This is a genomic window from Gordonia sp. GN26, from assembly GCF_054823965.1.
Genome location: NZ_JSYC01000007.1, coordinates 95,423 through 119,849, shown reverse-complemented (window position 1 = coordinate 119,849; position 24,427 = coordinate 95,423). Strand labels below are relative to the sequence as shown.

Below are 24,427 nucleotides of genomic sequence, written 5' to 3'. Positions count from 1 at the left end.
TGGAAGGACTCCCGATGGCTGATCCAGCACGGGCACAACGTCTGGCCAAGCGGATCTCGACGATCGTCGCGTCGGCGATCGCCACCGAGATCAAGGATCCGCGCCTGGCCTACGTGACGGTCACCGACACCCGCGTGACCAACGATCTGCACGACGCGACCGTCTACTACACGGTGATGGGCGAATCCATCGACGCCGAACCCGATTACGAGGCGGCGGCGGCAGGATTGGCGAAGGCGACCGGCGTGCTCCGGTCCAAGGTCGGCGCCGGTACCGGCGTCCGCTTCACCCCGACCCTGCGTTTCATGCTCGACACGGTGCCCGACGCGGCCCGCCAGATGGAGGAGCTCGTCGCGCGCGCCCGCGCCAACGACGAACTCGTCGCGCGACGCGCAGCCGAGGCATCACCAGCCGGTGACGCCGATCCCTATCGCTCGGCAGACGACGCCGGCGACGACGAGTGAACGCTCCGGCGTGTGCGGCGATCGCCGCAGAGCTGGCGTCCGCGTCGGCGGTGACCATCTGCTGTCACATCCGGCCGGATGCGGACACCATCGGCAGCGGTCTGGCGCTGGGTCTGGCCCTCGACCGTCGCGGCGTCGACGTCGAGGTGTCCTATCCCGGTTCCGAACAGCTACCGGCCTCCCTCGGCGGCCTGCCCGGCAGCAAACTCCTGTGTTCCCCGAACCAGGTGGTCGGGCACCCGCTGGTGGTGTCGGTCGACGCGGCGAACCTCGAACGCCTCGACTCGCTGGGTAAGGTCTTCAACGCGGCCGACACGTCGATCACCATCGACCACCACGCGTCGAATCCCGGTTTCGGTGACCTCGATCTGATCGATCCCGCCGCCGACTGCACGTCGGTCCTCGTGCTCGATGTACTCGACGAGCTCGGGGTCGAACTCGACGCCGACATCGCCACCTGCATCTACGCCGGACTGACCACCGACACCGGTTCGTTCCGCTGGGCCCGACCGCAGTCCTTCCGGATCGCGGCGCGCCTGCTGGAGACCGGCGTCGACGCACGCCGGTGGAGTCGCATCCTCTTCGACTCCCACCCGTTCGAGTGGTTCTCGATGATGTCCGATGTCCTCGCGTCGGCGAAGCTCGTCCCGTCGGCGTGCAACGGCGAGGGACTCGTCTACGCGATCGTCGACCAGAGGGCCCTCGCCGGCATGAGCTGGGAGGAGTCCGAGAGCGTCGTCGACACCATCCGGACAGCCCGCGACGCCGAGGTGGCCGCGGTGTTCAAGGAGAACGCACCCGGGATGTGGACGGTCTCGCTGCGGTCCAAGGAGATCGTCGACCTCGTCCCCATCGCGCGTGCACACGGTGGCGGCGGGCATCGTCAGGCCTCCGGCTACAGCGACACCGGGACCGCCGACGAGGTCGTCGCGAGGTTGTTGGAGTCGCTCTGAGCGACACCCGCGAAGAGGCCGCGACATCTGACGAGGCAGGTGTCGCACGGATCGCGACGCTGACCGTCTCGGCGCTCGCGGTCCTCATCGCGCCACCCCTCTACCTGCTCCTCGACCTCGCGGTCGTCGGCCGTCTCGGCGGCGAGCAGCTCGCCGCACTTGGCGTCGGCACGCTGGTCCTCTCCATCGTCAGCACCCAGCTCACCTTCCTGTCGTACGGCACGACGGCCCGCTCGGCGCGCCGGTTCGGTGCGGGTGACCGGGCCGGCGCGGTGCGCGAGGGTGTCCAGGCCAGCTGGATCGCGGTCGCGGTCGGCGTGGCGATCGTCGCGGTCGCCTATCCGCTCGCACCGATGGTCATGCGGGTGCTCGTCGGGGCGGCGTCACCGGAATCTGCCGCGGTGGCCGCCGACGCCGCGCACTGGATGCGCATCGCGATGTTCGGGGTACCGCTGATCCTGTTGTCGATGGCCGGCAACGGCTGGATGCGCGGTGTGCAGGACACGCGCCGTCCCGTCGTCTACGTGGTCATCGGGTTGTCGCTCGCGGCCGTCCTCGTCGTCGGCCTCGTGCACGGGGTCGGACCGTTCCCGCGCCTCGGCCTCCCGGGCAGCGCCGTCGCCAACGTGATCGGCCAGGGCGTCACGGGTGTGCTGTTCGCGGTGCGGGTGATCCGCGAGGCGGCCTCCTCACCGGAGTCGAACGGGTTCAGACCCGACCGGAGAATCATCGTCGCCCAGTTGGCGATGGCACGCGATCTCATCGTGCGCAGCCTGTCTTTCCAGATCTGTTTCGTCTCGGCCGCCGCGGTGGCCGCCCGGTTCGGCGTCGCGCAGGTCGCGGCGCATCAGCTCGTGCTGCAGCTCTGGGAGTTCATGGCGCTGTTCCTCGACTCGGTGGCGATCGCCGCGCAGGCGCTCGTCGGCGCCGCACTTGGCGGTGGTCGGGTCAAGGTCGCCGACACCGTGGCCCGCCGCGTGACCGGGGTGTCGGTGGTCGCCGCGACCGCGATGGCCGCGGTCTTCGCCGCCGGCGCGACGCTGATCCCGCGCATCTTCACCTCCGACGACGCCGTGCTCGACGCGATCGGCGTGCCGTGGTGGTTCTTCGTCGGCATGCTGCCGATCGCCGGTGTGGTCTTCGCTCTCGACGGCGTCCTGCTCGGCAGCGGCGACGCCGCGTTCCTCCGTACCGCGACCCTGACCGGCGCGCTCGTCGGGTTCCTGCCGCTGATCTGGCTGTCGCTGATCTTCGACTGGGGACTGGCCGGGGTGTGGTCGGGACTCGTGGTCTTCATGGTGGTGCGGCTCGCGACCGTCGTGTGGCGCATCCGCTCCGGCCGCTGGCGACGGGCGGGTGCCGTACCCGCCTGACACACGTCAGTCGTCGCGGGGCCGCCGGATCCGGGTGGTCCGGAAGGAAGGGTCGTCGGGGCGCCGCGGCGGCTGGGCGAGCGGGGGAGGCGGCGGCCGGTACCGCTCGGTCTCCCGCAGATCCGGGTGACCCGCCTGCGTCCGGTAGAGCTGGGTGGTCCGGAAGCTCTCCACGTTCGGGCCGGCCGCCGGGGTGCTGGTCGCGCGCGATCGGCGGGTCGCGAGGCCGATCGCGTCGCACGCCCACAGGACGAGGACGGCCGCGACGCCGAACACGGTCTCGAATGCGATGACGCCGATCCAGTAATGCAGGGGCAGGGCGACCTCGGTGGCCGTCAGGTCGACGCCGAAGTCGGGCTGGTGATAGTAGGTCGCCCACGTCCCCAGCGCGACCAGTCCGGCGGCCGGGAGCAGGCCCACCCAGGTCATGGCCGTCTGTCGCCGGGCGATCGACCACACGACGACCTGGCCGGTGAGCAGCGTCGCGGTGGCGGCCATCGAGGCGAGCCGGAACACCTCCGCCGACCAGTCCTGGGTGACCGAGAGATCGAGGTAGAAGGGGAGCAGCGCGAGCCGCTCCAACCCGACGAACAGCAGGCCGAGAAGCACCGCCACGGTGACCCGCCACCCGGACCGCGCCCACGCCGCGGTGATCACCACGAACACGACCAGGACGCCCCCGCTCAGGCCGTACTGCGTCCACCGCTCGGTGGTGTCGCCGACGGCGAAGGCCGTCACCTGCGCGACGAGGTAGGCGAGTAGGATCGCGGAGCTCACGACGACCTGGGCCCACCAGGGTCCGCGATTGCCCGGCAGACGTGATCCGCTCGGGGCGACGGGTGCGCCGTACACCGCTCGATCGTCCCACGCCGACCCGCCCCGGGCACGGTGGATTCACGACCTCTGGCACGATGGATCCTCGTGGCAACTTTGTGGGCGATCAGCGATCTGCACGTCGCCCATCGGGGCAACGAGCACATCATCGACGAGATCCGGCCGACGTCGCCGGGCGACTGGCTGATCGTGGCCGGTGACGTCGCCGAACGCACCGACGACATCGTCGACACCCTGCGCCGGCTGCGGACCCGCTTCCACACCGTCATCTGGGTCCCGGGCAATCACGAGCTGTACACCACGGCCAAGGACCCGCTGCAGGTGTTCGGGGTGGCCCGCTACGACTATCTCGTGCAGGCGTGCCGCGACATCGGTGTGGTGACCCCGGAGGACATCTACCCGCTGTTCGATCCGGGTGACGGCGGCGATCCGGTCCGCGTGGTCCCGATGTTCCTGCTGTACGACTACACGTTCCGGCCGGAGGGCACGGCCAACAAGCTGACCGCGCTGGCACTGGCGCGGGAACGCAACGTGGTGGCGACCGACGAGTTCCTGCTCTCGCCCGAGCCGTTCCCGACCCGGGATGCCTGGGGCCGGGCGCGCATCGAGATCACCCGCCGTCGGCTTCAGGCCCTCGACCCGTCGGAGAAGACGGTGCTCATCAACCACTGGCCGCTGCGTCGCGAGCCCTGCGATGCCCTCATCTACCCGGAGTTCGCACTGTGGTGCGGCAGCGAGCTGACCGCCGACTGGCACACCGAGTTCAACGCCGCGTGCTGTGTCTACGGGCACCTGCACATCCCGCGCACCACCTGGTACGACGGCATCCGGTTCGAGGAGGTGTCGGTCGGTTACCCGCGCGAGTGGAAGCGACGCGGCCTGCCGAACCCGTTGATGCGCAACATCGTGCCCGGTGACGGCCTCGGGGAGACAGATCTCCCCGAGCACGGGGTGCGGTTCGACCTGCCGCCCGACTACGCCGAACGCGCCGCGGAATTCCGGGCACGGGTGGAACAGAGGCAGGCGGAGCGCCGGACGCGGCAGGCGGAACGGCAAGCACGAAAGGACGAGCAGTGATCGAACAACTCCTCCCATCCGGGGTCGCCTCGGCGGAGGCGTTCGACGATCCGCCCGGCCTGATCGCGATGCCCGCCGAGCAGGCGCTCATCGGCAAGGCCGTGGAGAAGCGTCGCCGCGAGTTCACCACCGTCCGACACTGTGCCCGGCAGGCACTGGGGCAGCTGGGCTACGACCCGGTGCCGATCCTCAAGGGCGACAAGGGCGCCCCCATCTGGCCCGCGGGCATCGTGGGCAGCCTCACCCACTGCGACGGCTACCGCGCCGCGATCGTCGCGCACGCGATGGGGGTGCGGTCGCTCGGCATGGACGCCGAACCGCACGACGCACTGCCCGACGGTGTGCTGGAGCACACCAGCCTGCCCGCCGAGCGCGAGGTCCTCGCGACCCGCCCGGCCGGACTGCACTGGGACCGGTTGCTGTTCTGCGCCAAGGAGGCCACCTATAAGGCGTGGTTCCCGATCACCAAGCGATGGTTGGGTTTCGAGGACGCCCTCATCACCTTCGAGCAGACCGCGGAGACGTCCGGGACGTTCATCTCGCGCATCCTGATCGATCCGGCCGCCTCCGACGGCGGTGCGCCGGTGCTCGAGTTCCACGGCCGCTGGCTCGTCGAACGGGGCATCATCACCACGACGATCGCGATGGTCTGACATGGCCGACGCAACCATCGAGAAGGCCGGCCTGCTCATCGTCGACAAGCAGGCCGGGATCACCAGCCACGACGTGGTGTCGCGGTGCCGCAAGATCTTCGACACCCGCCGGGTCGGCCACGCCGGCACCCTGGACCCGATGGCCACCGGCGTTCTCGTCGTCGGGATCGAGAGGGCGACAAAGCTTCTCGGTCTGCTGTCGCTGACCACCAAGTCCTACACGGCAACCATCCGCCTGGGCGCCTCGACCACCACCGACGACCGCGAGGGGGAGATCCTCGCCACCGCGGACGCCTCCGGTGTCACCGACGACGAGATCGCCTCGGGCGTGGCCGATCTCACCGGCGACATCCAGCAGGTCCCGGCGAGGGTGTCGGCGATCAAGGTCGACGGCCGGCGGGCACATGCCCTGGTCCGCACCGGCGCCGACTTCGACCTCGAGGCCCGCCCGGTCACTGTGTCGCGCTTCGACGTGCTCGCCACCCGTCGCGACGGTGACACCGACAACGGCACCCCCGGCGTCGTGGATCTCGATGTCGCCGTGGACTGTTCGTCGGGCACCTACATTCGATCCCTGGCCCGTGACCTCGGTGCCGCACTCGGGGTCGGGGGACACCTCACCGCGCTTCGCCGCACCGCGGTCGGGCCGTTCACCCTCGAGCACGCCCGCACGCTCGACGAGGTCCGTGAGGACGGCCGCGTCAGCCTCGACATCGACGAGGCCGTGAAGCTGTCCTTCCCGCGTCGTGACATCAGCGACGACGAGGCCGAATCCATCAGCCAGGGACGGTGGCTCGAGCCGATCGGTCTGAAGGGCGTCTACGTGGTCGTCGACCCGCACGAGCAGGCCATCGCGCTGATCCAGGAGAAGGGCAAGCGGGCGAGTTCGGTGATGGTGGTACGACCCGCGACCCTGCGTTAGCGCGGGACGACGAAGATCGCGCGGGCGGCGATGTCGCCCAGGTCGATCGGCGCCGCGTCGTCGAGGGACACCGAGATGGTGCCGGCGAACGGCCGCTTCTCGGCGACGGTCACGACGCAGTCGAGGGCCACGCCCACCTCGTCGAAGTAGCGCAGCATCTCCGGGTCGGTGTCGGAGATGCGGGCGATGCATCCCGACGCGCCGACCTCGAGGTCGGCGAGCAGCGCCGCGGCGGGCGTGGGGATCGATCCGTCGAGTGCGGGGATCGGGTCGCCGTGCGGATCCCGGTCGGGGAAGCCGAGTTTGGCGTCGAGCCTGGTCATCAGGCGGTCGGAGACGGCGTGTTCGAGGATCTCGGCCTCGTCGTGCACCTCGTCCCAGCGGTAGCCGAGTTCACGCACGAGGAAGGTCTCGATGAGTCGGTGGCGCCGCACCATGAGGACCGCTGCCTCGCGGCCGTGATCGGTGAGAGTCACCGCGCCGTAGGGCTCGTGGGACACCAGACCCTGGTCGGCGAGCTTGCGGATGGCCTCCGACGCGGTGGACGGGGACACTCCGAGGGACTGGGCCAGCAGCTTGGTGGTGACCTTGACGTCCTCCCACTCCTGGCTGGTCCAGATGACCTTCAGATAGTCCTGGGTGACCTGTGACAGCTCGGTCACCGGACGGTCTGATCGCCATGGCATGGATCGAGCTTAGCGTCCCCTTGTCGCCTGGCCGACACCTCGTCGTCGGCCTCGTGTCTGCTCGTAGGCGTGTGGCGGTGGTGGTTTGGAACAGGCGCTCCCCGTAGGCTGGTCGCGTGTTGCGATGGCGAGGTCTTGATGACATCCCCGCGGACTGGGGACGGTGCGTGGTCACCATCGGTGTCTTCGACGGTGTGCACCGTGGGCATGCCGAACTGGTCCATGCCGCGACGAAGGCGGCGAAGGAGCACGGGGTGCCCTCCGTGCTGATGACCTTCGACCCGCACCCGTCGGAGGTCGTGCGGCCGGGTTCCCATCCGCCGCAACTGACCACACTGACGCGGCGGGCGGAACTGGCCGAGGAACTCGGTATCGACGTCTTCTGCGTGATGCCGTTCACCCCGGAGCTCGCGGCCCGCTCGCCCAAGGATTTCGCCCACGACATCCTCGTGGAGACACTGCATGCCGCCGAGGTGGTGGTGGGGGACAACTTCACCTTCGGGCGCAAGGCCGCCGGTGACGTCGCGAAGCTGACCGAGCTGGGCGCCAAGTTCGGCTTCGAGGTGCAGGCCATCTCGCTGTTCGGCGAACACGCGGTGACCTACTCGTCGACCTACATCCGTTCCTGCGTCGCCGCCGGCGACATGGACCGCGCCGCCGAGGCTCTCGGCCGCCCACACCGGGTGGAGGGCGTCGTCGTCCGCGGTGACGGTCGCGGCCGCGATCTCGGTTATCCGACCGCCAACGTCGCGCCCCCGATGTACGCCGCGATCCCGGCCGACGGCGTGTACGCCGCCTGGTTCACGATCCTCGGCGTCGGCCCGGCCGTCGGAGAGGTCCTGCCGGGGGAGCGCTACCAGGCAGCGGTGTCGGTGGGCACCAACCCGACCTTCTCCGGACGCACCCGCACCGTCGAGGCCTTCGTCCTGGACAAGAACGCCGATCTCTACGGCCAGCACGTCGCCGTCGACTTCGTCCACCGCATCCGCGGCATGGTCCAGTTCGACGGGATCGACGCCCTCATCGAGGAGATGGGGAACGACGTCGCCAAGACCAGGGAGATCCTGGCGGCGGCCGAGACGTCGTGAGCACGCCCGGCAAGAGTCCCGCGCAGACCTCCGCGATCGCTGCGGCCCTCGCGTCGGTCGTGCTCGGCCTGGTGGTCGTGGCCGCGACGTTCATGCAGTGGGTGGACCTCGCCTCGGTGGGACTCGCACCGCTCAACCCGAACGGTTTCGGCGTGCACAACGGCCGGTACGCGGAGACGCTCGGAACCCAGTTGACGCTCGGGTGGTTCACCGTCACCCTCGGTCTGCTGATCATCGTCGGCGGTCTCGGCGCGCTCTACGGACTCGTGCGGCGGGTGGGTGCACCCCACCCGGGTTTCGCCACGGTCGCCGGGGCCGGGGTCGGCGTGGTCGTCATGGCCGGTGCGGTCCCCGTCCGGCCCCTCGGCCTGACGCTGCCGTTGGGCAAGATCGGTGCGACGTCGGCGGCCGCCGACGTGGGTGAGCCCACCGCCGGGCTGTTCCTGATGCTCGCCGCGGCACTGACCTCGGTGGTTCTCGGACTGATCGGCGTCTCGCTGACCGGTCGCGGCGCCGAACGGCAACCGGCCCGGCGCCTGCTCGCCATCGCGATCGTCGTCGGTGCGGTCGTCGGCGTCGTCGCCGTCGCCCTGGTGTGGTGGTGGCTCGGCCGGGAGGCGGCCACGAGCATCCACGGACTCGGGCAGGTCACGCTCGGATTTGGGTCGGGCGCGCCCGGACAGGTAGCCTGATCAGTCGGTGTTGCTGCAGTCCGCGGTGGCGCACCGGATGTTCTGAGACGCGGCACTGAGAAACAGGAGTATCTCCATGGCTTTGACTGTCGAGCAGAAGAAGGAAATCCTCAGCGAATACGGTCTGCACGAGACCGACACCGGTTCGCCCGAGGCCCAGGTCGCCCTGCTGACCAAGCGCATCATCGACCTCACCGAGCACCTCAAGCAGCACAAGCACGACCACCACAGCCGCCGCGGCCTGCTGCTGCTCGTCGGCCGTCGTCGTCGCCTGCTGAAGTACGTCGCCAAGGTCGACATCAACCGCTACCGTTCGCTCATCGAGCGCCTCGGCCTGCGTCGCTGATCGCCGACCGCGACAACAGACTTTCACCGGCCACCTCCCGAACGGGAGGTGGCCGGTTTGTCATATTGAGGTATTGACACGGCGCGGTGATAGGCTGACAGACGGATCGTTGCCGTGAACTGATGGCAGTGCGTGACGACGAGCCAGATCGGTCCTCGGTAGTGGCCGCCGGAACAATGGTTCCGGCCGCTTCGATCGAAGGCCGTCTGAGCACTCAACCGGGCGCGAAACGTCGCGCCATTCACCCGCTGCCGTGTTTTCTCGGCGCGTTCTGGGTCGGTCCGATCCGCGCGTGCGACGAGCTCCACAGCACGACTGCACCGGCATTCGGTGCACGCTGCGCACCTCGCGATGACCACCCTCAACCGCACAAGCGGCCATCTCTGCGTGGCCGCGCATCACGACGGCCGCTAACGGCAGCCGCTACGAAGGGATTCCACCCCACATGACAGATGTGAACACCACCGAAGACTTCACCGACGGGTACGACGACGCCATCACCGAGGCCACCGCGATCATCGACAACGGGAGCTTCGGCACCCGCACGATCCGGTTCGAGACCGGGCGCCTCGCCCTGCAGGCCGCCGGTTCGGTGACCGCGTACCTCGACGACGAGAACATGCTGCTCTCGACCACCACCGCGTCGAAGCACCCGAAGGAGCACTTCGACTTCTTCCCGCTGACCGTGGACGTCGAGGAGCGGATGTACGCCGCCGGACGCATCCCCGGATCGTTCTTCCGTCGCGAGGGTCGTCCGTCCACCGACGCGATCCTGACCTGCCGCCTGATCGACCGCCCGCTGCGCCCGTCCTTCGTCGACGGCCTCCGCAACGAGATCCAGGTCGTCGTCACCGTGCTGTCGCTCGACCCGAACGACCTCTACGACGTCGTGGCCATCAACGCCGCGTCGGCGTCGACCCAGCTCGCAGGTCTGCCGTTCTCCGGCCCGGTGGGTGGCGTGCGTGTCGCACTCATCCCGACCGAGGAAAACAAGGCCGGCCAGTGGGTCGCATTCCCGACCGTCGAGCAGCTCGAAGGCGCCGTGTTCGACATGGTCGTCGCCGGCCGCATCGTGAGCGGTGAGGGCGACTCCGCCGACGTCGCGATCATGATGGTCGAGGCCGAGGCGACCGACAACGTCATCGACCTGATCGCCGGTGGCGCCCAGGCACCGACCGAGGCCATCGTCGCCGAGGGTCTCGAGGCCGCCAAGCCGTTCATCGCCCGCCTGTGCGAGGCACAGAAGTCGCTGGCCGCCGCCGCTGCCAAGGACACCGGCGAGTTCCCGCTGTACCCGCCGTACCAGGACGACGTCTACGAGGCCGTTGCCGCCGCAGCCACCGAGCGCCTCTCGGAGATCCTGACGATCGCCGGCAAGCAGGAGCGCGACGACAAGACCGACGAGCTCAAGGCCGACATCCTCGCCAAGCTCGGCGATCAGTTCGAGGGTCGTGAGAAGGAGATCGGCGGCGCATACCGTTCGCTGACCAAGAAGCTGGTCCGCCAGCGCATCCTGACCGACCACTTCCGCATCGACGGTCGCGGCATCACCGACATCCGTGCACTCTCCGCCGAGGTCGCGGTGATCCCGCGCGCCCACGGCAGTGCGCTGTTCGAGCGCGGCGAGACCCAGATCATGGGCGTCACCACCCTCGACATGGTGAAGATGGCGCAGCAGATCGACTCGCTCGGACCGGAGACGTCCAAGCGGTACATGCACCACTACAACTTCCCGCCGTACTCGACCGGTGAGACCGGCCGCGTCGGTTCGCCCAAGCGTCGCGAGATCGGCCACGGCGCGCTCGCCGAGCGGGCCCTGATGCCGGTCCTGCCGAGCGTCGAGGACTTCCCGTACGCGATCCGTCAGGTCTCGGAGGCGTTGGGCTCCAACGGATCCACCTCGATGGGTTCGGTCTGCGCCTCGACCATGTCGCTGCTCAACGCCGGTGTGCCCCTGCGCGCCCCGGTCGCCGGCATCGCCATGGGCCTGGTCTCCGACACCGTCGACGGCGAGACCCGTTATGTCGCACTGACCGACATCCTCGGCGCCGAGGATGCCTTCGGCGACATGGACTTCAAGGTCGCGGGCACGAAGGACTTCGTGACCGCCCTGCAGCTCGACACCAAGCTCGACGGCATCCCCTCGCCGGTGCTCGCGGGTGCGCTCAGCCAGGCCAAGGACGCCCGACTGACCATCCTCGACGTCATGGCCGAGGCCATCGACGAGCCCGACGAGATGAGCCCGTTCGCACCGCGGATCACCACCATCAAGATCCCGATGGACAAGATCGGCGAGCTGATCGGCCCCAAGGGCAAGACGATCAACGGCATCACCGAGGAGACCGGCGCCAACATCTCCATCGAGGATGACGGCACCGTGTTCGTCGGCGCCTCGGACGGTGTGAAGGCACAGGCTGCCATCGACCGCATCAACGCGATCGCCAACCCGCAGCTACCCAAGGTCGGCGAGCGCTTCCTCGGCACCGTCGTCAAGACCACAGCCTTCGGTGCGTTCGTGTCGCTGCTGCCGGGTCGCGACGGCCTGGTGCACATCTCGAAGCTCGGTAAGGGCAAGCGCGTCAACAAGGTCGAGGACGTCGTGAACGTGGGCTCCAAGCTCCGCGTGGAGATCGCCGACATCGACGAGCGCGGCAAGATCAGCCTCGTCCCCGTCGACGAAGAGGCCGACAAGGCAGAGGCCGCAGCCGCCGAAGCGGCCGCCGCCGACGCCTGAGCCGTTCTGATCTGAGGTTCCCCATCGGGCCCGCCGTCCATCCGGACGGCGGGCCCGATGTCTGTCCGCAGCCGCCTATGATCTGCAGAGATGAACGGTCCGCCTGACCAGCTGACGGTCGCGCACCGCCGCGACGCGGCGCGCACACCCGCGTCGCGCACCGTGGCCGACCTGCTGCGGACCGAGCCGGTGACCGGACGGGCCGACATGACCGTGCGTCAGGCCGCTGCACTGATGACCGAGCGCGACCAGGACTACGTCGTGATCCCGCTGCCCGCCGACGGCCTCGGCCTGCTGACCGACGCCGACATCCGGGCGCGCGTCGTCGCCGCCGGACGGAGCCTCGACACCCCGGTGGGGGAGATCGTCGACGGGCCGGCGTTCGTCGTCGACTCCCGGACGTCGGCGATCGATGCCCTCACCGAACTCGTGGACCGCGACCTCACGGTGATCCCGGTACGCGACGCCGGCGGCAGAGTCCTCGGCGTCGTCGGCGCGAGCGATTTCGTCGCCGACCCGGCCGGTTCGAGCATGCCTCTGCGCGAACAGATCTCACGGTCGCAGACGGTCGAGGAGCTGCAGGGACACGCGCAGCGCATCCCGCAGCTCGTCGCCGATCTCGTGCGGCGGGATCGACCGGCACACGAGGTCACCCAGGTCGCGTCCCTCATCGTCGACGCCGTGGTGCTGCGCGGCCTACGGCTGGTCGTCGACTCCCGGCCCGACGTCGACCCCGCCGCGTACACCTGGTTGTCGCTGGGCAGCAACGCGCGTCGGGAGCCGGTGCTGAGCTCGGATGTCGACTCCGCGGTCGTGTTCGACGACTCGCTGGAGGCGACCGAGCTCGACGGCTACCGTGCGGCCTTCGCCGAGCTCGACGACCTGCTGCGCGGTGCCGGCCTGCCCGTCGACACCAACGGCGCCGTCGCGTCGAAGCCGCTGTTCTCGCGGACCCGCACCCAGTGGCAGACGGCCGCGCGCGGATGGATCGACGCACCCCTGGAGAACAAGGGGATGATCTTCACATCGCTGATCCTCGACGGCCGCCCCCTGTTCGGGTCGCGTCGCGAATCGCCGGTGCCCACACCGGGAGTGGAGATGATCGGCGCCCTGCGAGCCGACCCGCGCACCATGCGGTTGCTGCTCGAGGAGTCGTTGTCGACCAAGGCGCGACTCCGCTCGATGCGCGACGTCCTGACCCGGCGCCCGGGGGCGTTCGACGTCAAGGCCAACGCGTTGACACCGCTGATCAACATCGCCCGCTGGGCGGCACTGAGCGTCGAATCCACCGAGGTGAACACGCGTGCCCGTCTCCAGGCGGCCTCGGGTAGCGCGCTGCTCGGCGACGAGGATGCGACGACGCTGACGGAGGTGTTCGACGTCCTGCAACGGGTGCGGTTGCGGTATCAGGTCGCGCAGTTCGATCGCGGCGAGACACTGACCGACGTGCTGGAGATGGGACGGCTGTCGCCGCTGGACCGGAGTCTGGTGGCGCAGGCGGTGCGGGAGATCGCCGGCGTCCAGCGCAGAATGGCGGGTATGAGCCACTACCAGGTGAACTGAGATGCCATGTGCCTGATCCTCTTCGCGTGGAACGCGCATCCCGAGTACCGGCTGATCGTCGCGGCCAACCGCGACGAGTACCACCGGCGACGCACGTATGCGCTGTCCCGGTGGGATGACCTGCCGATCATCGCCGGACGCGACGCGCTGGCAGGCGGCACCTGGATGGGTGTCTCCGCTGATGAACCCGGCCGGGTCGCGATGGTGACGAACGTGCGGGTCGGCCCGTCCGAACGCGTCGGGGTCCGCTCGCGCGGGCAGTTGCCGGTCGACTTCCTCGCCGGCGACGAGGACCCCAAGGTCTTCGCCGACCGCGTCGTCGAACAGGCCGCCGACTACGACCCGGTGAACCTGCTCGTCGCCGACGCCGCAGACCTGTGGTGGGTGACGAACCGGCCGCAACCACACGCCGAGCGGGTGGCCGACGGGGTGCACGGCGTGTCCAACGGGGCGCTCGACAACGACTGGCCGAAGGTCGTCGACGGCACTGCGGCACTGCGTGACCTGATCTCCGCCGGCGCCTCCGATGACGACTACTTCGCGATGCTCGCCGACCAGGACCGCCCCGACCCGGCGCGGCTGCCCGACACCGGCGTCGGAGCAGAGTTCGAAGCGGCCCTGTCGTCGAAGTTCATCAACATCCCGGGATACGGCACACGGGCCTCGACCCTGCTGCGCATCCGCCACGACGGGCACGGAGACATCATCGAACGCCGCTACGGCTATCGCGGGAAGCGGCGAGGGACCACCCGCATCACCTTCTGAACGCGGGTGGTCTCGCTGATCAGTTGTGCGCGAACGGCATCGCCGCGACGGGGAGACCGAGCGCCTCGCCGACCTCGGCGGTGAACAGCTCCCCGCGGTGGGTGCTCAGACCCGACGCCAGTGCCGGATCGGTGGCGCAGGCCTTCTCCCAGCCCTGATCGGCCAGGCGCAGCACGTAGGGGAGGGTCGCGCCGGTGAGCGCCTGCGTGGACGTGCGGGCGACCGTGCCGGGCATGTTGGCCACGCAGTAGAAGGTGGTGTCGTGCACGGTGAAGGTCGGGTCGGCGTGGGTCGTGGGGTGGGAATCCTCGAAGCAACCGCCCTGGTCGATCGCGATGTCGACGAGCACTGCCCCCGGCTTCATCTGTGCGACAAGGCTGTTGGGCACCAGCACCGGTGCCTTCGCACCCGGGACGAGGACGGCACCGATGACCAGGTCGGCCTTCTTGACCGCCTCGTCGAGCGCGAGCTTGGTGCTGTAGCGGGTGTGGACGCGACCGGCGAACCGGGCGTCGATCGCCCGGAGCTTGGTGATGTCGAGGTCGAAGACGGTGACCTGGGCTCCCATGCCGACGGCGATCGTCGCCGCGTTGACGCCGCTGACCCCGCCGCCGATGACGACGACCTCGGCGGGCTCGGTGCCGGGGACGCCGCCCATGAGCACGCCGCGGCCGCCCTCGGACTTCATCAGGTGATAGGCGCCGACCTGGGGTGCGAGCCGGCCGGCGACCTCGCTCATCGGGGCGAGCAGGGGGAGTGCGCCGTCGGCGGTGCGGACCATCTCGTAGGCGATGGATGTCGTGCCCGAGGCCAGCAGCGCATCGGTGCACTCCTTGCCGGCGGCCAGGTGGAGGTAGGTGAAGATCGTCTGGCCCGCGCGCATGAGGTCGAACTCGGAGGCGATCGGCTCCTTGACCTTGAGCAGCAGTTCGGCCTGATCCCAGACCTCGGCGGCGGTGCCGAGGATCTGCGCGCCGGCGGCCTTGTAGTCGTTGTCGGTGATGGCCGACCCCTCACCGGCACCCGCCTGGATGATCACGTCGTGGCCGCGGTGGTGCAGCTCGGCGACGCCCGCCGGGGTGATGGCGACGCGGTACTCGTGGTTCTTGATCTCGGTGGGGATCCCGACGCGCATGATGCTCCCTCTCGTTTCGAAGTTTGTGCAGATAAGCTGTCTCAAGCGTGAAGGAACTTCAGAAGTGTCACAATATTCGTGAAGAAGATTCTTGAATGTTTGATGATGGCGAAGATGTTTCCAGTCAGGAGGGTGTGATGCCTGCTGCACCGAAGGATGTTCAACCCGGAGAGCTCGACGCGACGGACCGCGAATTGCTGAAGCTCCTGCAGTCCGATGCGCGTATGCCCAACAGTGAGCTGGCACAACGCGTCGGGATCGCCGCGTCGACGTGTCACGGCCGCATGCGCAGGCTCGTCGAACTCGGTGTCATCCGTGGATTCTTCGCCGACGTCGACCCGGCCGCCGTCGGGCGCCCGCTGCGCGCCATGGTCGCCGTCAGCCTCCAATCCGACGCGCGCGGGCGGATCCGGCAGTTCGTCGGCGAGATCGCCGCCTACGACGAGGTGATCGACGTGTTCTTCCTCGCGGGCGCCGACGATTACATGCTGCACGTGGCGACCGCCGACACCGAGGCGCTCCGCCAGTTCGTCGAGCGACTCAACAGCCGTCGCGAGGTCGCGGGCACCACCACGTCGCTGGTCTTCGAGCATCGCCGCGGCGATGCGCCGATCTATTGAGAAGGCCCTCGCCACTAGACTGAGACCCGTTGACACGTCGAGATCGAAGAGGGTGGACATGAGCGGTATCAAGGTGGGCGTCCTGGGCAGTCAGGGCAAGGTCGGACAGGCGATCGTCACGGCGGTCGAGAACGCCGACGACCTCACCTACACCGTGGGCGTCGACAAGGGGGATTCGCTGGAGTTCTTCTCCGACACCGACACCCAGGTCGTCGTCGACTTCACCCACCCCGACGTCGTGATGGACAACCTGAAGTACTTGATCGCCAACGGGATTCACGCCGTCGTCGGCACCACCGGCTTCACCGAGGAACGCCTCGAGACCGTCCGCGGCTGGCTCGCCGAGAACCCGAAGGTCGGTGTGCTCATCGCCCCGAACTTCGCGATCGGCGCCGTCCTGTCGATGCGTTTCGCCGCGCAGGCCGCCAAGTACTACGAGTCGGTCGAGGTCGTCGAACTGCACCACCCGCACAAGGCCGACGCCCCGTCGGGCACCGCGTACCGGACCGCGGAGCTGATCGGCCGTGCGCGCGCCGAGGCCGGCGTCGGCGCGAGCCCCGACGCCACCACCTCCGAACTCGACGGCGCGCGAGGAGCTGTGGTCGACGGCGTGCACGTGCACTCGGTGCGTCTCGCGGGCCTCGTCGCCCACCAGGAGGTCCTACTCGGCACCGAGGGGGAGACCCTCACCATCCGCCACGACTCGCTCGACCGGTCGTCGTTCGCGCCGGGTGTACTCCTGGGCGTGCGCAGCATCGGTGACCGCCCCGGTCTGACGATCGGACTCGAAGAACTGATGGACCTCTGATCCCCATGGTTGATGACGGCACGCACGACGAGGGCACCCACACCGGCGACACCGAGGGCGGGGCACCGCGGCTGGGGCCGAAGAAGAAGGACGCACGGCCGATCATCTGGATGATCGGGTTCCTCGTCGTTGCGTTGATCGTCTACTTCGTGCTGCTCGGCTGGCGCGGGTTCCAGCTGATCGCGACGGGCAGCGCCGCGGGGATTGGCCTGGGAATCGGCGTCATCGCGCTGCCGCTTATCGGCGCGTGGCTCATCTTCGCGACGCTGCGCGCGGGTCTGGAACACCAGAAGCTCGCCGCCATCATGGCCGAGGAGGGTCGCGAGCTCGACATCTCGAACCTCCCGCACCGTGCCTCGGGCCGCATGGAACGCGACGCCGCCGACGAACTCTTCGCCCGGGTGAAGGCCGAGTGGGAGGCCGACCCCGAGAACTGGCGCAACACCTACCGCATCGCCCGCGCCTACGACTACGCCGGCGATCGTCCCCGCGCCCGCGCGATGATGAAGCGCGCGGTCGCGCAGTTCCACGGACGCGAGCAGTAGGGGGACGGCCAGATGAGCGTTCCGACGAGCTTGCTCGACGAGGCCGCCCGGTTGTGGGCCGATCATCTGGCGGACGCCGGACCCGAGAGGCTCGGGCAGGCAAGCGGTTGCGCGGGTTGGACCAATCGCGACCTGATCAACCACCTCATCGGTGGCGGCTACCGCTACGCCATGCTCCTCGAGGGTGCGAGCGCCGCCGACACCCTGACCACGCGGGACATCGACTATGTGGGCGCCGGTGACCCGGTCGCCGAATTCTGGCGCAGCGACAACGCCTTTCGGGCTGCCGTCGACTCGGCCGACCTCGACGTCGAGGTCGATCACCGCGTCGGCCGGCGCCCCGGCCACCAGCTCCTGGTCATGCGAATCATGGAGCTGGCCTTGCACTCCCACGATCTGTGCGTGGGCCTCGACGCCGAATGGACGCCGTCGGAAGGGCTCGTCGACTTCGTGCTCACCGACGCCGCCCCCGTCATCGAGGAACTGCGCGCCGCCGGGATGTTCGAGGCGCCGATCGAACCGGCGTCGGACAGCGCGGCGGATCGGCTGCTGGCGTTCGCCGGGAGGTCGTGATGGCGGACAAGAGGCTGTTGATCGTTCATCACACTCCGTCGCCGGCGTGTCAGGAGATGTTCGAGGCGGTGCTCTCCGGTGCCACGGACCCCGAGATCGAGGGCGTCGAGGTGGTGCGTCGAGCCGCCCTGGCGGTGACCGCGAGTGACTTCCTGGAAGCCGACGGCTACGTCCTCGGCACCCCCGCCAACCTCGGATACATCAGCGGCGCACTGAAACACGCCTTCGACGTCAGCTACTACCAGATCCTCGACTCGACGCAGGGCCGCCCGTTCGGGCTCTACCTCCACGGAAACCAGGGGACCGAAGGCGCGGCCAAGGCCGTCGACGCCATCACCACCGGACTCGGCTGGGTGAAATCCGCCGAGTACGTCACCGTCTCCGGCGCCCCGAGCAAGGACGACCGCGAAGCGTGCTGGGAGTTGGGCGCGACAGTCGCCGCGCAGTTGATGGGCTAGCCCGTAAACCCACCATTTTTCGGCAGAATCACCACCCGCCGGGGTGCTGGGTTTGTCGAAAAGAGGTGGGTTTGCGGCTATTTGGCGGTGAGCTTGATGATCGGCAGCTGCCGGTCGGTCTTCTCCTGGTAGGCGGCGAAGCGTTCGTTCTTGCTGATCTCCGCCCAGGCCTGTGCGCGCTCCTCGCCCTGGAGCTGCTGGGCGCGGACCTCGATGGTCTTGCCGTCGACGTCGATCCGGGCTTTGTCCGGGTTGGCACGCAGGTTGTGATACCAACCCGGGTTGCTGGCGGCGCCGTTGGCCGACGCCACGATCAGCCAACTGCCGTCTGGTCCGGGGAACCAAGCGAGCGGGCTCTGCCGTTCCTGGCCGCTCTTACGGCCGACGGTCGTCAGGACGAGGGCGTTCATCCCGCCGAACTGGCCCTTTCGGCGAATCATCGGAGCGAGGACTTTGTTCACGAGGCGGACGAACGGGCCCTTGGGCGCCCAGGCGCCGCGTGTACCCGCGGAGATCTCGAAACTCATCGGCTGTTCTCCTTGCCGCGACCATGTCTCTTGCGCACCGAGATTACTGCCGATCAGGTGCGGCGTCCTGCCAATGGGACCCGCGGGCCGAGAGCTACTCGACGTCGGCGAGGAGCTTGCTGACCTCGTACTGGCGCACCAGGAACGCCTTCTCGTCGAGCTTCTTGCGGCGCATCCAGGAGGTGACCTCGGAATTGCACTTGCTGGCATTGCACGAACCGCAGCACGGGACGACGTTCGTCACCGTGTAGCGGCCGCCGCGGGAGATGGCCAGCATGCAGTCGCGCTGAAGGGCGACACCGTCCGCGCCGCAGTAGGCGCACCCGCCCCAGGCCTCCTGAAGGGCGAGCCACTGGGTGTCGGTGAGGTCGTTGTCGCGGGAGGCGACGCGCTTACGACGCCGCTTGGCATAGCGGTTGGCACGGGTGGTGCTGCGAGTGGCCACGGGAGGAGGATACCCCCGAAGTCACAGGCGTCACTGCAGTCACAGAGGGGAGTGGCGACGTGTCGTGCGCCCGGCGACGCCCCGGGGGCTTTGCCTAGACTGGCCACCGTGAGCACGGCCATCCGCGACATCTCATCGACCGGGACGATCCCCACTCCGTACGAGGACCTGCTGCGCCTCGTGCTCGAGACGGGCACCCCGAAGGCGGATCGCACCGGGACGGGAACCAAGAGCGTCTTCGGTCATCAGTTGCGGTACGACCTCGCCGAGGGCTTCCCGCTGATCACCACCAAGAAGGTGCACCTCAAGTCGATCATCTACGAGCTCCTCTGGTTCCTGCGCGGCGACTCCAACGTCCGCTGGCTCCAGGAGCGCGGCGTGACCATCTGGGACGAGTGGGCCGACGAGAACGGCGACCTCGGACCCGTCTACGGCGTCCAGTGGCGCAGCTGGCCGACGCCGTCGGGGGAGCAGATCGACCAGATCTCCGCGGCTCTCGAGACGTTGAAGACCAACCCCGACTCACGACGCAACATCGTGTCGGCGTGGAACGTGGGGGAGATCCCGCAGATGGCGCTGCCGCCGTGCCACGCGTTCTTCCAGTTCTACGTCGCCGACGGGAAACTGTCCTGTCAGCTGTACCAGCGCTCGGCCGACCTGTTCCTCGGCGTGCCGTTCAACATCGCGTCGTATGCGCTGCTGACGCACATGATGGCGCAGCAGGCGGGCCTCGAGGTCGGCGAGTTCGTGTGGACCGGCGGCGACTGCCACATCTACGACAACCACGTCGACCAGGTGACCCTGCAGCTCTCGCGCGAGCCGTATCCGTATCCGAAACTCGAACTGCGCAAGCGGGATTCGATCTTCGACTACGAGTTCGACGACATCGAGATCGTCGGCTACCAGTCGCATCCCGGGATCAAGGCGCCGGTGGCGGTGTGACCCGCCGGGTCCGGCTCGTCTGGGCGCAGGGTCGCGAGGTCGCCGGCAAAGGCCCCGCGATCGGTCGCGACAACACCATCCCGTGGCGCGTCCCCGAGGACATGGCGCGGTTCAAGGAGAAGACCCTCGGCAACCCGGTCGTCATGGGCCGCAAGACGTGGGACTCCCTGCCGCCGAGGTTCCGGCCGTTGCCGGGCCGCACCAACATCGTGGTCACCCGCAACCCGGAGTGGTCCGCCGACGGTGCGCTGACCGCCCGGACGATCGACGAGGCGTTGAGCCTGGCCGACGGCGACACGGTGGGCGTCATCGGCGGCGGTGAGATCTACCGGCTCGCAATGCGGTACGCGACGGACCTCTGCGTGACCGAGATCGACATCGACGTACCCGGAGCCGACGCGTTCGCGCCGGAGATCGGTCCCGAGTGGACCGTCGCCGACAAGGGGGAGTGGCAGACCTCCACCACCGGTACCGCCTACCGATTCGTCGACTACACGCGCTGATGGCACCGGAGCGTCTCTCCCCGGCCCAGGCGCGTCGAACCGCGCTCGCCGCACAGGGATTCGCCGACCGTGCACCGGCGGGCACCCCGACGATGGCCCACCTCAAACGGGTCGTCGGCCGGACAGGTCTGCTCCAGATGGACTCGGTCAACATCGTTGCGCGGGCCCATTTCATGCCGCTCTACAGCCGCCTCGGACCCTACGATCCCGACCTCCTGCATCGCGCCGCGTGGCAGCCGGTCCGGGGGAAGCGTCTGCTCGTCGAGTACTGGGCGCACGAGGCCGCGCTCATCCCGGTCGAGGACTGGCCGCTGTTCCGTTGGCGCATGGACGAGTTCGCCGACGGACGGTACCGGCACACGCGCGAGATCATGCGCCGCAACCGGAGCCTCGCCGAGGACGTCCGCAGCGTGATCGAGGAGATCGGTGCCGCGATGCCGCGGACCATCGAGGAGAGGCTCGGCATCGAACGCGAGCCGGGTACCGCCGGGAGCTGGTGGCAGCGCGGCGAGATCAAGCACCTGTGTGAGGCGATGTTCGCCGCCGGCGACCTGTCGGCGGTGCGCAACGGCAACTTCATGCGTCACTACGACCTCACCGAACGGGTCGTCGGCGCCGACGTCGCCGCGCGACGCCCGGATCGTGCGCAGGCGCACCGGGATCTCATCGCCCGGGCGGCTCGGTCCCTCGGCGTCGCGACCGTCGCCGACCTCGCCGACTATTACCGCCTCAAACCCGCCGACGCCCGCCCGGCCGTCGCCGACCTCGTGGACGCCGGTGTGGTGCACGAGGTCTCGGTCGAGGGATGGCGCGACCCCGCGTATCTCGCCGACGGTGCGCCGATGCCGCGACGCATCGACACCTCGGCGATCCTCTCGCCGTTCGACCCGCTCGTCTTCTTCCGGCCACGAGCCGAGCGCCTCTTCGACTTCCACTACCGCATCGAGATCTACGTCCCCGAGCACAAACGCGTCCACGGTTACTACGTGCTGCCCTACCTGCTGGGCACCGACATCGCCGCACGCGTCGACCTCAAGGCCGACCGCAGGTCCCGAACCCTGTTGGTACTCGGCGCCTTCTGTGAGTCCGGACACGATCGCGGCGTCGTCGCCGAGCGATTGGGCGCCGACCTGCGCACATTCGCGGGGTGGCTCGACCTCGACGACGTGTCGGTGGGCACGAAGGGTGACCTCGCGCGCGACCTCCGGGCCGTGATGGGATGCTGAGCATCGGGAGGCCGCGAACCAGCGGAACACACACCCGGGGACGATCAGAAGGAGAGAACCGACGATGACCGTGTCGTATGACGGCAACGACTACCGCTTGGTGATGTTCGACCTCGACGACACACTCGCACCCTCGAAGAGCCCGCTCGACGACCAGATGGTGGACCTGCTCCGCCGGATGCTCGACGTCAGCCTCGGGTGCATCATCTCCGGCGGCAACTTCACCCAGTTCTCCAAGCAGGTCCTCGCGCGTCTCGGCACCTTCGACTCGGTCGGCAACCTCCATCTGATGCCCACCTGCGGCACCCAGTACGTCCGCTGGTCGGGCAACGAGTGGGAGACCGTCTACGCCGAGTACCTCACCGACGACGAGAAGAAGCGCACCCTCGACGTCCTGGAGACCGGCGCCAAGGAACTCGGTATCTGGGAGAGCGAGACCTGGGGCGAGATCCTCGAGGACCGCGGCAGCCAGATCACCTTCAGCGCGCTCGGACAGAAGGCCCCGGTCGACGCGAAGGCCGCCTGGGACCCGGACGGCGCGAAGAAGGAGTCGCTGCGCGCCTACGCCGCCGAGCGGCTGCCCGACCTCGAGGTCCGCAGCGGCGGTTCGACGTCGGTCGACGTCACCAAGAAGGGCATCGACAAGGCGTACGGCGCGCTCAAGCTGATGGACATCCTCGGCCTGAGCACCTCGGACATCCTGTTCTTCGGTGACCGCCTCGACGAGGGCGGCAACGACTACCCGGTCAAGGCGCTCGGCATCACCTCGATCGCCGTGCACGGCTGGCCCGACACCCACGCCAAGCTGTCGGCGATCCTGGATCAGAACTAGACGGCGGGTCGCCCGACCGGCTCGACCCGCTGCGTACCGCTGCGCACCCGATAGGACTTCGCGTAGAACTGGCCCGACCTCGGGTCGATCTTGTTGTTCACGAAGTACCAGTCCATCTGAGTGGCGGCGGGGGTGACGGTGAGGACCGAGTACCCGTGCGCGTCCAGCTCGCAGAAACGCACGTGGTGGTTTGCCGTGCGGAACGCCGCCGACGCCGCGACGCCGGCGGTGTCCGGCGGCACGTTGAACATGTCGTCGACGTTGGTCGCCGTGACCGAGGTGCCGACGAGTTCGGTGGCGACGGTCCCGGCGCCGGGATAGTTCGCCACGTTGACCGGGACATCGCAGGCCCACGACGAGTGGATGTCGCCGGTCACGAACACGACGTTGTCGACGCGGTTGGTCCGGATCGAGTCGAGCAGACGCCGGCGGTCGGCGGCGTACCCGTCCCACTGATCGGCGTTGTAGGGGATTCCCTCCTTCGGGATCCCGAGCATCGAGGTGACCGCGCCGGTCGTCGCCGGATCGAGCGGCGGGATCAGCACCGGCGTGATCATCACCGGGTTGCCGACGATCTTCCAGCGGGTCTCCGACGATATGAGCCCGTTGGTGAGCCACGACATCTGCGCCTTGCCCATGATCGTGCGAGCCGGGTCGTCGATGCTCGCCGAGCGTGCGCTCACCTGCAGGTCGCGGTAGGAGCGTAGATCCAGCATCGACAGTTCGAGCAGTTTCCCGAACCGCAGCCGGCGGAACAGGTGTCGGCCCTGCGGGTCGACGCCGGGGCGGATGGGCATCCACTCGGAGTAGGCGCGTAGCGCGGCGGCGCGCCGGACCGGCCACGGCCCCTCGTTGGGCTGATGGTTCTCCGCGCCGCCGCTCCAGGCGTCGTTGGCGGTTTCGTGGTCGTCCCAGACGGGGATGAACGGCAGCTTCCGGTGCAACGCGGCGAGGTCCGGGTCGGTCTTGTACTGGGCGTGACGCGTCCGGTAGTCGCGCAGCGTGACGACCTCGTGGCGTGGGTCGTGGACCCGGACTGTCCCGGTTTTCCCTGTGTAGCGGCCGGTTTGGTAGTCGTAGAAGTAGTCGCCGAGATGGAGTATCGCGTCGAGTCCGGGCTGGGCGGCGAGGTGATGGTAGGCCGAGAAGTAACCCGCCTCCCAGTTGGCGCAGGACACGACGCCGAAGCGGATCCGTGCGACGTCGGCGCTCGTGGCGGGAGCGGTGCGGGTGGTGCCGACCGGCGAGGTGGCCCCGGCGGCCGGTCCGGAGGTCACGGTGAACCGGTAGTGGTAGGTCGTCCGCGGACTCAGCCCGGTGGCGTCGACCTTGACGGTGAAGTCCTTCTCGGCCGACGTCTGCTCGACACCGGAACCGACGACCGTGCCGAAGCCCGGATCGCGCGCGATCTCCCAGCGCACCGAACACGGTTGTCCCACACCGGAACCCGGTGTCGACGGAGGGGACTGGGTGATGCGGGTCCACAGGATGACCGCGTCGGGCAGCGGATCGCCGGAGGCGACGCCGTGGGCGAAGACGTTCCGCGGGGCAGCGTTCGCCGGGCCGGATTCGGCGATGGTGGGCAACGTGAGGGCGGCGCCGGTGACGACCGCACCGGTTCGCAGGAAAGTCCGTCGGGTGGACTCATGCCGAGTGGACACAT

At 68.8% G+C, this 24,427-nt stretch carries 27 protein-coding genes; 21 read left to right on the top strand and 6 right to left on the bottom strand.

All coding sequences use genetic code 11. From position 1 onward, the window contains the following. Positions 1–14 precede the first annotated feature (14 nt). The 3 genes from rbfA to OK17_RS02030 are packed head-to-tail and all read left to right on the top strand — an operon-like array spanning position 15 to position 2,790. Positions 15–464, top strand: a complete 450-nt coding sequence (rbfA, locus tag OK17_RS02040; protein ID WP_006866500.1) for a 30S ribosome-binding factor RbfA — start codon at positions 15–17, stop codon at positions 462–464. Then, positions 461–1,417 (top strand): DHH family phosphoesterase, encoded by a 957-nt coding sequence (locus OK17_RS02035; RefSeq protein WP_461416521.1) that lies wholly within the window; start codon positions 461–463, stop codon positions 1,415–1,417. Before rbfA ends, OK17_RS02035 begins: the two co-directional genes overlap by 4 nt. Next, entirely contained in the window at positions 1,414–2,790 is a 1,377-nt protein-coding gene (locus OK17_RS02030) for an MATE family efflux transporter (RefSeq protein ID WP_461416608.1), read from the top strand. Before OK17_RS02035 ends, OK17_RS02030 begins: the two co-directional genes overlap by 4 nt. Positions 2,791–2,796: 6 nt before the next feature. Here the strand turns inward: OK17_RS02030 and OK17_RS02025 are convergent, their stop codons facing one another. Further along, entirely contained in the window at positions 2,797–3,567 is a 771-nt protein-coding gene (locus tag OK17_RS02025; RefSeq protein ID WP_461416520.1) for a hypothetical protein, read from the bottom strand. Positions 3,568–3,711: 144 nt separating this feature from the next. Here OK17_RS02025 and OK17_RS02020 point away from each other — a divergent pair, with 144 nt between their 5' ends. The 3 genes from OK17_RS02020 to truB are packed head-to-tail and all read left to right on the top strand — an operon-like array spanning position 3,712 to position 6,276. Then, a complete protein-coding gene (locus OK17_RS02020; protein ID WP_174718282.1) occupies positions 3,712–4,701 on the top strand; it encodes a metallophosphoesterase family protein in 990 nt (329 codons plus the stop codon). After that, the gene (locus tag OK17_RS02015) at positions 4,698–5,354 is read left to right on the top strand and encodes a 4'-phosphopantetheinyl transferase family protein (RefSeq protein ID WP_005199041.1); all 657 of its coding nucleotides are present in this window, start codon (positions 4,698–4,700) and stop codon (positions 5,352–5,354) included. The genes OK17_RS02020 and OK17_RS02015 overlap by 4 nt, the downstream gene beginning before the upstream one ends. Position 5,355: 1 nt before the next feature. Beyond that, positions 5,356–6,276, top strand: coding sequence for a tRNA pseudouridine(55) synthase TruB (gene truB / locus OK17_RS02010; protein ID WP_461416519.1), 921 nt, complete (start codon positions 5,356–5,358; stop codon positions 6,274–6,276). Here truB and OK17_RS02005 read toward each other — a convergent pair. Further along, positions 6,273–6,962, bottom strand: coding sequence for a metal-dependent transcriptional regulator (locus tag OK17_RS02005; protein WP_461416518.1), 690 nt, complete (start codon positions 6,960–6,962; stop codon positions 6,273–6,275). The genes truB and OK17_RS02005 overlap by 4 nt on opposite strands. 116 nt (positions 6,963–7,078) lie before the next feature. Between OK17_RS02005 and OK17_RS02000 the strand changes: the two genes are divergently transcribed. From OK17_RS02000 to OK17_RS01975, 6 genes are all read left to right on the top strand, one after another. Then, a complete protein-coding gene (locus tag OK17_RS02000; RefSeq protein WP_232719492.1) occupies positions 7,079–8,050 on the top strand; it encodes a bifunctional riboflavin kinase/FAD synthetase in 972 nt (323 codons plus the stop codon). Further along, complete coding sequence (locus OK17_RS01995) at positions 8,047–8,742, top strand: hypothetical protein (protein WP_232719491.1); 696 nt, start codon at positions 8,047–8,049, stop codon at positions 8,740–8,742. The genes OK17_RS02000 and OK17_RS01995 overlap by 4 nt, the downstream gene beginning before the upstream one ends. Positions 8,743–8,818: 76 nt before the next feature. Beyond that, positions 8,819–9,088, top strand: a complete 270-nt coding sequence (gene rpsO, locus OK17_RS01990) for a 30S ribosomal protein S15 (protein WP_232719490.1) — start codon at positions 8,819–8,821, stop codon at positions 9,086–9,088. Between the two features lie 445 nt (positions 9,089–9,533). Beyond that, a complete protein-coding gene (locus tag OK17_RS01985) occupies positions 9,534–11,822 on the top strand; it encodes a polyribonucleotide nucleotidyltransferase (protein ID WP_232719489.1) in 2,289 nt (762 codons plus the stop codon). 90 nt (positions 11,823–11,912) lie between these two features. Further along, positions 11,913–13,385: a putative nucleotidyltransferase substrate binding domain-containing protein gene (locus tag OK17_RS01980; protein ID WP_232719488.1), complete on the top strand. Its 1,473-nt coding sequence runs from the start codon at positions 11,913–11,915 to the stop codon at positions 13,383–13,385. 6 nt (positions 13,386–13,391) lie between these two features. Beyond that, entirely contained in the window at positions 13,392–14,150 is a 759-nt protein-coding gene (locus tag OK17_RS01975; protein ID WP_232719487.1) for an NRDE family protein, read from the top strand. Between the two features lie 19 nt (positions 14,151–14,169). Here the strand turns inward: OK17_RS01975 and ald are convergent, their stop codons facing one another. Beyond that, the gene (ald, locus tag OK17_RS01970; protein WP_232719486.1) at positions 14,170–15,285 is read right to left on the bottom strand and encodes an alanine dehydrogenase; all 1,116 of its coding nucleotides are present in this window, start codon (positions 15,283–15,285) and stop codon (positions 14,170–14,172) included. A gap of 137 nt (positions 15,286–15,422) precedes the next feature. Here ald and OK17_RS01965 point away from each other — a divergent pair, with 137 nt between their 5' ends. From OK17_RS01965 to OK17_RS01945, 5 genes are read left to right on the top strand one after another with little or no spacing between them, the layout of a single operon-like run. Beyond that, positions 15,423–15,905: an Lrp/AsnC family transcriptional regulator gene (locus tag OK17_RS01965; RefSeq protein ID WP_006866487.1), complete on the top strand. Its 483-nt coding sequence runs from the start codon at positions 15,423–15,425 to the stop codon at positions 15,903–15,905. A 58-nt stretch (positions 15,906–15,963) separates the two neighbouring features. Further along, on the top strand, positions 15,964–16,713 hold the full coding sequence (dapB, locus tag OK17_RS01960) for a 4-hydroxy-tetrahydrodipicolinate reductase (protein WP_232719485.1): 750 nt from the start codon (positions 15,964–15,966) through the stop codon (positions 16,711–16,713). A 5-nt stretch (positions 16,714–16,718) separates the two neighbouring features. Continuing rightward, on the top strand, positions 16,719–17,258 hold the full coding sequence (locus tag OK17_RS01955) for a hypothetical protein (RefSeq protein WP_232719484.1): 540 nt from the start codon (positions 16,719–16,721) through the stop codon (positions 17,256–17,258). A 12-nt stretch (positions 17,259–17,270) separates the two neighbouring features. Continuing rightward, positions 17,271–17,831, top strand: coding sequence for a TIGR03086 family metal-binding protein (locus OK17_RS01950; RefSeq protein WP_461416517.1), 561 nt, complete (start codon positions 17,271–17,273; stop codon positions 17,829–17,831). Then, positions 17,831–18,289 (top strand): flavodoxin family protein, encoded by a 459-nt coding sequence (locus OK17_RS01945; RefSeq protein ID WP_461416516.1) that lies wholly within the window; start codon positions 17,831–17,833, stop codon positions 18,287–18,289. The genes OK17_RS01950 and OK17_RS01945 overlap by 1 nt, the downstream gene beginning before the upstream one ends. Before the next feature lie 77 nt (positions 18,290–18,366). Here the strand turns inward: OK17_RS01945 and OK17_RS01940 are convergent, their stop codons facing one another. Next, entirely contained in the window at positions 18,367–18,816 is a 450-nt protein-coding gene (locus OK17_RS01940; RefSeq protein ID WP_461416515.1) for a nitroreductase family deazaflavin-dependent oxidoreductase, read from the bottom strand. A gap of 94 nt (positions 18,817–18,910) precedes the next feature. Beyond that, positions 18,911–19,261 carry an HNH endonuclease gene (locus tag OK17_RS01935; RefSeq protein ID WP_154882645.1) on the bottom strand — a complete coding sequence of 117 codons (351 nt, stop codon included), beginning with the start codon at positions 19,259–19,261 and terminating at the stop codon, positions 18,911–18,913. A gap of 108 nt (positions 19,262–19,369) precedes the next feature. Here OK17_RS01935 and OK17_RS01930 point away from each other — a divergent pair, with 108 nt between their 5' ends. The 4 genes from OK17_RS01930 (at position 19,370) to OK17_RS01915 (ending at position 22,764) form a co-directional block, all read left to right on the top strand. After that, on the top strand, positions 19,370–20,203 hold the full coding sequence (locus tag OK17_RS01930) for a thymidylate synthase (protein WP_232719480.1): 834 nt from the start codon (positions 19,370–19,372) through the stop codon (positions 20,201–20,203). Next, positions 20,200–20,706: a dihydrofolate reductase gene (locus tag OK17_RS01925; RefSeq protein WP_461416514.1), complete on the top strand. Its 507-nt coding sequence runs from the start codon at positions 20,200–20,202 to the stop codon at positions 20,704–20,706. Before OK17_RS01930 ends, OK17_RS01925 begins: the two co-directional genes overlap by 4 nt. Then, positions 20,706–21,932 (top strand): winged helix-turn-helix domain-containing protein, encoded by a 1,227-nt coding sequence (locus OK17_RS01920; protein ID WP_232719478.1) that lies wholly within the window; start codon positions 20,706–20,708, stop codon positions 21,930–21,932. Before OK17_RS01925 ends, OK17_RS01920 begins: the two co-directional genes overlap by 1 nt. A gap of 64 nt (positions 21,933–21,996) precedes the next feature. Then, positions 21,997–22,764: an HAD-IIB family hydrolase gene (locus OK17_RS01915; RefSeq protein ID WP_232719477.1), complete on the top strand. Its 768-nt coding sequence runs from the start codon at positions 21,997–21,999 to the stop codon at positions 22,762–22,764. On the opposite strand, the gene OK17_RS01910 is transcribed toward OK17_RS01915, so the two are convergent. After that, complete coding sequence (locus OK17_RS01910; RefSeq protein WP_461416513.1) at positions 22,761–24,425, bottom strand: alkaline phosphatase D family protein; 1,665 nt, start codon at positions 24,423–24,425, stop codon at positions 22,761–22,763. The genes OK17_RS01915 and OK17_RS01910 overlap by 4 nt on opposite strands. Positions 24,426–24,427 lie beyond the last annotated feature (2 nt).